This is a genomic window from Vibrio sp. 10N.286.46.A8 (assembly GCF_041470165.1).
In the GTDB taxonomy this organism is placed as follows: Bacteria; Pseudomonadota; Gammaproteobacteria; order Enterobacterales; family Vibrionaceae; genus Vibrio; species Vibrio tasmaniensis_A.
Genome location: NZ_JBFRLX010000108.1, coordinates 1 through 6,484 on the forward strand (window position 1 = coordinate 1; position 6,484 = coordinate 6,484).

The 6,484-nt window shown below is 42.3% G+C and carries 4 protein-coding genes and 1 pseudogene; 2 read left to right on the forward strand and 3 right to left on the reverse strand.

What is annotated here, in order from left to right:
• Positions 1-179: 179 nt before the first annotated feature.
• The gene (locus AB4232_RS11965; RefSeq protein ID WP_009846525.1) at positions 180-899 is read right to left on the reverse strand and encodes a FadR/GntR family transcriptional regulator; all 720 of its coding nucleotides are present in this window, start codon (positions 897-899) and stop codon (positions 180-182) included.
• A gap of 440 nt (positions 900-1,339) precedes the next feature.
• Between AB4232_RS11965 and AB4232_RS11970 the strand changes: the two genes are divergently transcribed.
• Both AB4232_RS11970 and AB4232_RS11975 read left to right on the forward strand, forming a co-directional pair.
• Complete coding sequence (locus tag AB4232_RS11970) at positions 1,340-2,062, forward strand: FadR/GntR family transcriptional regulator (RefSeq protein WP_029222931.1); 723 nt, start codon at positions 1,340-1,342, stop codon at positions 2,060-2,062.
• 147 nt (positions 2,063-2,209) lie between these two features.
• Positions 2,210-3,577, forward strand: coding sequence for an MATE family efflux transporter (locus AB4232_RS11975; RefSeq protein WP_017099070.1), 1,368 nt, complete (start codon positions 2,210-2,212; stop codon positions 3,575-3,577).
• Between the two features lie 516 nt (positions 3,578-4,093).
• Here the strand turns inward: AB4232_RS11975 and AB4232_RS11980 are convergent.
• Together AB4232_RS11980 and AB4232_RS11985 are read right to left on the reverse strand one after the other, a co-directional pair.
• Complete coding sequence (locus AB4232_RS11980; protein WP_012603741.1) at positions 4,094-4,975, reverse strand: NAD(P)-dependent oxidoreductase; 882 nt, start codon at positions 4,973-4,975, stop codon at positions 4,094-4,096.
• Between the two features lie 1,176 nt (positions 4,976-6,151).
• A pseudogene (locus AB4232_RS11985) lies at positions 6,152-6,484 on the reverse strand (chondroitin lyase); the annotation flags it as partial.

The window sequence follows — 6,484 nt, forward strand, 5'->3', positions numbered from 1 at the left end:
GTATTATTATATAATTAATATATCGAGTTGCGAGTTGATTTTTAGGTTGAATAGCAGAATTGATCAAGTTTTAGAGATCAGAATAAGAAGTGCAATGTCAGAAACATAAAAATACAGATACAAAAAAGCACGCTAAATGCGTGCTTTAAAATTTGTAAGGGCACATCAAGTGCTTTCAGTTAGCTTGTTACAGGCAATCGGTGGTTTGATTCTTGCAAGTGACTTGCCGAAACTTGGCGTGCTTTATCACTATTGCCTGCCATAATGGCTTCGTATATTGCGCGATGTTCGTTAATGCATGTGCTGCCTTCTTCTGAAGAGTGCACAATAAAGTTAACAAACATCGTCGTCAATATGTTGCCAAACGGTAAGTAGAAATCATTACCCGTTGCATTGAAGATAAGGCTATGGAACTTCATATCAATATCTAACCAGCGAGCTTGATCAAGCGTTTCTTCGCTAGAAATTTCTACCATTTTTTGGAAAATTTCTGATAATTCAATACGTTGCTCTGCAGTTGCAAACTTAGCTGCCAATGCACACGCTTCAGGTTCAATCGCACGACGTAAACCTAAAAACTGATGACAAAACTGATCGGTATCAGCTAGTCCATCCATCCATTCGATAAGCTGAGGATCTAAAAAGTTCCAGTATGCACGATCAACAACGCGAGTGCCGATTTTAGGGCGTGACTCTAAAAGGCCTTTTGAAGTTAGAAGTTTCACCGCCTCTCGCAACGCCGTGCGGCTAATACCAAACTGCTCACACAGAGCCATCTCACCAGGGATAATCGAACCCTGAGGTAAATTACCCGACAAAATACCACGAGCGATTTCACGTGCCACCTGCACATGAAGGCTTCGCTTAGAGCCTGAAATAGATTTGAAAGTTTCTGCCATGAGTCTACTTACTTATTAGATATGTATTATTTAACTCGTACTATAGCACTGAAAGTATAATGCACCAAATGAGGGGGATAATAACATGAGCTCCCTTATACTCTATGGTTCTATCAAAATCCCACAAACTTTTCGAAGCTTATCACTACCAGTCGTACCTTCTTATTTATACATACAAATAGTTCCTATTTACGCAATTTTGGCATGCGTGACATCACAAAAATCACCTTAACTTGTGAGTTCCCCTTCACTGCGACGCATTTCTATCGTTGTACACTTGATTGAACTAGGTGTTATTGTATGATTTATTAAAAATAATAGGTGACTGTAGATGTTTGACTCGATAGCCGCTACAAGCATTATCCCTCAAGCTTAAAGTCGCGCTAACTTAAATCTATCCGCTGTTTTTATACTTAATACGTCAGCCTGAGGTGGTTTATATGGCTATATTTTCATTGGTGGCAGATTCAAGCCGCCGAATTCATGTTCAAGTGGCTCGACAGATTGCGCGTAAAATTCTGTCGGGAGAGCTCAAAGAAAAAGAGAAATTACCCAGTGAAATGGAGTTGTGTGAAGTCTTTGGCGTCAGTCGAACTGCACTTCGCGAATCGACAAAGCTACTTTCAGCCAAAGGGCTTATCGAATCAAAACCTAAAGTGGGGACTCATATCAGGCCACGTACTCAATGGCACTTTTTAGACCCTCAACTCCTAGATTGGATTCAAGATCTGGAAGACACCAAACCCTTCTTATCTCAATTTTTAGGCTTAAGAAAAGCGATTGACCCAGAAGCGTGTGCGCTTGCGGCATCCAACGCTACGGTAGAGCAACGTAAAGAGCTTTCGATTCTTTTCCAAAAGATGACCATCGCAGCAAATGGCTTTGATTATGAAGAGTGGACAACCAACGATCATCTGTTTCACCAAACGATTTTCTTGTCGACGGGTAACCAGTTTTACATTCCGTTCGCGAACATTCTGTCGACGATTTTCAAACAGTTTATCGACCACTCTGCCGAAGGCGGTCGCTTCTGTTTAGAAGAGCATAAAGCGATATATGATGCGATTATGTCAGGCAATGCGAATCAGGCTCGAATAGCCTCTCAAGCTTTACTTGATGATGAAAATCAAAAGCTGTCTAGGGTTGAATTAGCCATCGCATAACCAAGATTGACCAGACTGACTCGTGTATCCCAATACACGAGTCAGTCAGTTTTAGCGCCCATTTTTAACCATCCATTACCGTAGTGTTTCATCTTTAAATGTTGAACTCGGGTCCTCTCAGAGAAAACTTACGGTTACACACATAAGGTGTTGTTTGTGTCTACACAATCGTATGTAAGGAAAAATTTCTCTCTCGCCTGGCCCCTAGCCCTAAACGGTATATTGATGCAGTCGATGTTGATGATCGATACGCTGCTGGTCTCTCCTCTTGGTGAAATACCTTTGGCTGCCATGGGAATTGCGACGACTATGGTTGCCTTTGTACTCGGTATTCAAATGGCGCTGGCAAACGGCACTCAACTAGTATTAAGCCGCGCCGTAGGTTCTGGCATCACCGCTTCATTATCCAAAGCGTTTTGGGCAGGTCTGTTCATCAACTTAGGTATCGCGACAATATTTTGGTTTCTACTCACCTTTTTAGAACAGCCTTTAATTCAAGCCTTAACCGACGATAAAGCCCTTTACTTAGAAATCAGCCACTACCTTGATATCTCAAAGTATCTCGTCATTTTCACTGCATTAACGCAAGTGATTATCGCCCTATTTAACGCATTAGGAAGAACCAAGATACCGTTTAAAGGGTATTTGATTGAATTGCCGATCAACGCTGTACTTTCTTATGGGCTCATTCACGGCTTTTCAAATTTCGAAGGTATTGGTGTTCAAGGCGCCGCGCTAGGCAGTGTTATTGCTATCACCCTTCGCCTTGTGTATCTGGTTCTTTGCGTGTATTTCAGCTCAGCAATTTCACTCAAATTAGACGCCCAACGATCAGAGTTCATGACAAACGTTCGCCGTCACTTTATCGAGATATTCCCTGTCGCAGCAAATGTAACCATGCTGTTGATTGGCGCAACGATTTATCAGTTACTGTATTCGCAACTTAACATCAACGCGTATGTTGCGATTACTTTGGTGATGCCTTGGATTAGGGCTGTCTCTCAATTTATTACCGCTTGGGCTCACTCTTCCGCAATTACTATCAGCCAAGCGATTGGCTCTAAAAAGATGGATGACCTAGTCAAAAACGTCGATACCAGCATTGATATTGCGGTAGTCATTTCTTTTGTGTGTGCAATCTTGTTCGCAGGCTTAAGTATGGTGATTGGTGACATTTACCCGAACTTGGACGAGTCTACATATCAAGCGTTGGCCGTTATCGCCCCACTCTACATCTTTTTACCGATTGTTCGTGGCTACAACACAGTCCATGGAAATGTATTGAGAGCACTAGGAAAAACAACCGCAGTCTTCAAAATCAACTTTACTGGTCAATGGGTAATTTCAATTCCATTGTGTGCATTGATCATCTTTGGATTAGACGGCTCTATCTTTTGGGCATTTGCCATTCAGCCCTTTGAAGAGCTAGTAAAAGCGCTGCCCTTCAGACATCTTGCTCGCAAGTCATTGATAGAGTTCGACTCAAACAAAGCCAACGAATTGATGTATGACTGATCGCCACCAAAAAGTAACAAAGTTACTGTCCCGAGAAAATGTCTGAACTGCTTGTGTAGTCTCAGGCTTATCTCATTTAGATCGATATAGCTCAAACGAAGAGCCTAGACATTTCGCTACGCCATAAAGAATAAGGCTGCATTAAGTCCTAGTAAACAATAATGGTAACCTTGCTAGTCACCGTATATTCCTCATTATCAAATGGCGTTGAGTGGGTTATCGTTCGGGTTATTGCCCTCTTTGAGCAATACCTGACAATACGTGTGTCTATATACTAATTATTGGGCAAACATCGCCTTGTAATTTCATAATCTCATATCACCAGTTGATCCTTATGTTCATGTTCAACACATTAGCGAATCAGATACCCAACTCTACAAACCCGTTTTCATTCTTCCCACTCTTCATTAAATACACTTCCTTAAAAAATATCGTTCCAAGAATGTCTAAAAACAAGCATAAAAAAACCCACTCAAATGAGCAGGTTCTTTATCCAACCGTGTCTAAACGACGTGATTACTTCTCTAGTTTAGCGAAGTAGTCGAAGATTACTGGTACGTCGTTTTGACCAAGGCCAGCATCTACAGCAGCTTGTAGGCTTGTTGCGGTACCTTGAGCGATTAGAGACTCAGTACCTAGCTCTTCGCAAAGAGCAAGGAAGTAACCAAGATCTTTGTTTGCGTTAGCAACAGAGAAACCTAGCTTCTCTTCGCCGTCTACCGCGTAGAATTTACAGAATTGCATGAACGGAGAGTTAGATGGGCCTGCAGACATAATGTCAAACAATTGCTGACCATCAACACCAGCGCGTTGAGCGACAGCGAAAGCTTGAGACATAGTCGCAACCGTTGTCATACCCATGAAGTTGTTTACAAGCTTAGTCACGTGCCCAGCACCTAGAGCGCCTAGGTGGAATACGTTTTCGCCTTGCTCTTCAAGAACAGGTTTAACTTTGTTGAAAGTTTCCATGTCGCCAGCAGCCATGATGTTCAGAAGACCATCTTTAGCATGGGCTGGAGTACGACCTAGAGGTGCGTCGATCATACCCGCGCCTTTTTCAGCAAGAGCTGCGCCGATTTGCTTAGTAGAAGCAGGGATAGACGTACCGAAGTCTACGAGTACTGCACCTTCTTTGATGCCCGCTAGAACACCGTCTTCGCCGTAAACGATTTTTTCAACAACAGCAGAGGTGGTAAGGCAAAACTGAACAATATCACTTGCAGCTGCAAGCTCTTTAGCGGAAGTGAAAGCTGTAGCATTGCCACGAGCAGTAACACGAGCCATCGCTTCTTCGCTTAGATCCATTACGTTTACGTGGTAACCGCGTGTTTGCAGGTTTTCAACCATGTTGCCGCCCATAAGACCTAGGCCAATGAAACCGATTACAGGTTTAGTCATGTTCAACTCCAAATATGTTATTGTATGATTATATGCTCATTATAATAACTAGCCGAATCCGCTAAGGCAACCGTTTTAGGACTTTCGTGCGTGATCCAGCGCATGAATTTCGAATGCGGATACTGACATCACTTATCGAATTGGCCTCATATAAACCCAAAGAATAGGTCTTGTGATTAATAAGTGACAATTCAGATAGCAACTCAGTCTTTCGTCCTTCATATCCGACAATATCTAACCGGATACGAATCAGTAAATCACTTACAGATAAAGCTTGATAGGTTTAATTAGTGTATATTCCTATCGTTCTGACCAAAGAAAAATGAGTCAGGCACACTCTTAAAGTTCCCCTCAATAAATCAAAGCCTCTGACACCTTTCCCTGCCCCCTAAAGGTACTAGAGTAGCTCACAACAAGAACTTGCTGAGTCAAGAATAATGCGGCAAAAACACTGTCATTTTTCAACAACCTTATCCAGTAAGTAATAAATTTCGGACAATACAACACCATCAATTGTATTACTTATAAGCACTAAAAGTTATTGGAAGTTATCGTAACAATACTCGCAGAACCAGATAACAACGTTCATTTTGTTAAATCGTTTCGTTGTCAATGCGCCGCTGCAGCATTGAACGTTTCTCTAAATTTAGGGGCTGTTGATCTTTCGAGCTGGGTTTTGCAGCATCTTGTGGAAAATTTATACAAGGAAGAGGCTTTGACGTGTAGCTGGCCTACATGAAAAGCCGATAACGCTGTAGAAATGAACCACAAGAGCTGCCCGAGGGTTCGGCTAAAATCGTTTTATGCTTTGTTGAAGAATATTTGGTTAGAATGACTAGGCTACATACTCTTCGCCGCGCCTAAAACGATTTTATCTCGAACAAAACTTAACCACGAAAGGTCAACAGCCCCTAGTCATCAACCCTAAACATCAGATGTAAATTGAACCCAATTAATTCAAACGATCTCCCCCTCAAACCACACGTATAAAAAAACCGAGCAACTCGCAACGAGTTACTCGGTTTGACTTATTTCCGATATTCTTTGTCATCGACATTAATTTCGTTCAGTTACTTAGATGCGAACACCCTTACAATCGAACATGATATGGCGCTTCGTTCCCGCAAAGCACCACATCAACACAAGCCATCGTTAAACGGCCTATGTGTCAATCATTTACAGTTGAGCAAATGACCCTTCCCACGAGTATGTCTCACCCGCGAACTCAACTGTGTGAGTTGCTTGCTGCGTGTCTTCAGCTTGGTTTGAAATACCGTAATGGTAAGTGTTACCAGAAGTAGTCTGAATGCGAACAACAGTCCCGACACTGTTATGGCCCACAACAGACACTGATTTAACCAGGCCACGAGCGCCTACAGAGGCTTCGATAGACTCGTTAAAGTAACCATGCGTTTCTAGTACAGAAGCAAACACGTGGTTTTGACCAGACTGACGTAAGATAAGCGCAGGCTCACTCTTAAGGTTAAAGTCTGGATCGTTAGCACCAGT

What these genes read in the sequence shown, in the direction of transcription:
- AB4232_RS11965 (WP_009846525.1), bottom strand. Translation starts at nt 899, where the DNA reads ATGGCAGAAACTTTCAAATCTATTTCAGGCTCTAAGCGAAGCCTTCAT.
- AB4232_RS11980 (WP_012603741.1), bottom strand. Translation starts at nt 4,975, where the DNA reads ATGACTAAACCTGTAATCGGTTTCATTGGCCTAGGTCTTATGGGCGGC.
- AB4232_RS11970 (WP_029222931.1), top strand. Translation starts at nt 1,340, where the DNA reads ATGGCTATATTTTCATTGGTGGCAGATTCAAGCCGCCGAATTCATGTT.